At 67.5% G+C, this 1,485-nt stretch carries 1 protein-coding gene; it reads right to left on the bottom strand.

Annotated features, from left to right (window positions below):
• On the bottom strand, positions 1-1,485 hold a 1,485-nt coding region (locus Q8814_RS26065), incomplete at both ends, for a condensation domain-containing protein (protein ID WP_330154819.1).

Genomic DNA, 1,485 nt, shown 5'->3' with positions numbered 1-1,485 from the left:
CCGGTCGGTCGGCAGGTCGAGCACGTCGGGGATGCCCGCGAGGGTATCGGTCCAGTAGTCGAGCTGCCGGGCGAGCACCGAGTCGGGGTCGTTCTCGTCGCCGAGGACCTCGCGCTGCCACAACGCGAAGTCGGCGTACTGCACCTCCAGCGGCTCCCACGACGGCGCTTCACCCCGTGACCGTGCCGCGTACGCCACCATGACATCCCGCGACAACGGGCCCATCGAGAACCCGTCGGCGCTGATGTGGTGTGCGACGAGCACGAGAACCCGCTCGACCGGCGACATCTCCAGCAGCACCGCACGGAACGGCACCTCGGCGGTCACATCGAAACCGGCTCCGATCAGACGTGCGACCTGCTCCGCGATGCGGGTAGCGTCGGCCTGCTCCACTCGCAATGCCGGTGCCTCTGCGGCCGGCAACACCACCTGCAAGCCGATACCGTCGACCTCCGGGTAGACCGTGCGCAGCACCTCGTGGCGGGCGACCACATCCGAGACCGCCGCCGCGAGCGCTGCGACATCGAGTTCGCCGCTCAGCCGGAGCGCGACCGGAATGTTGTTCACCGCAGTCTCGCTGTCGAAGCGATTGAGGAACCACATCCGCTGCTGCGCCAACGACAACGGCACCCGCTCCGGACGCGGACCCGCCACCAACGCCACCCGACCACTACCGGCATGCGACTCCACCACCGCCGCCAACCCCACCACCGTCGGCGCCTCGAACACCAACCGCACCGGCACCCGCGCATCGAGCGCCGCACCCAACCGCGCCGTCACCTGCGTCGCCACCAACGAATTACCACCGAGCGCGAAGAAATCATCATCCAACCCCACCCGCGCCACCCCGAGCACCTCCGCGAACACCGCCGCGACCGTCTGCTCGACCGGCGTCTGCGGAGCTCGGAACTGCCGCTGCACCACCACCGGAGCCGGCAACGCCTTCCGATCGAACTTGCCGTTGATGGTGAGCGGCAACTCCTCGAGCACCACCCACGCCGACGGCACCATGTACGACGGCAACTCCGCCGCAACCCCGGCCGCCAGCGTCGACACCTCGACCACCGCACCGGCCTCCGGCACCACATAACCGACGAGCTGCTCACCGGTATGCCGGTCGCTGTGCACCACGACCACCGCCTGCGACACCGAAACCTGATTCCGCAGAACCGTCTCGATCTCCCCCAACTCGATCCGGAAACCCCGCACCTTCACCTGAAAATCAGTACGCCCCAGATACTCGAGCTCACCCCGGCCGGTCCACCGCACCAGATCACCCGTGCGATACAACCGATCCGAGGTCACACCCCCGACCACGAACGGATTGGCCACGAACCGATCCGCCGTCAACTCCGGACGACCGAAATACCCCCGCGCCAACTGCACACCCGACAGATACAACTCACCCGCAACACCCACCGGCACCGGACGCAAACGCTCATCGAGCACAAACGCCGACACATTCCACTCCGGCACACCGATCGG

The sequence above is a fragment of the Rhodococcus chondri genome, assembly GCF_036327435.1.
Classification (GTDB): domain Bacteria; phylum Actinomycetota; class Actinomycetes; order Mycobacteriales; family Mycobacteriaceae; genus Rhodococcus; species Rhodococcus chondri.
The sequence above is the reverse complement of the archived record's forward strand: the minus strand, read 5'-3'. Positions and strand labels throughout refer to the sequence as shown.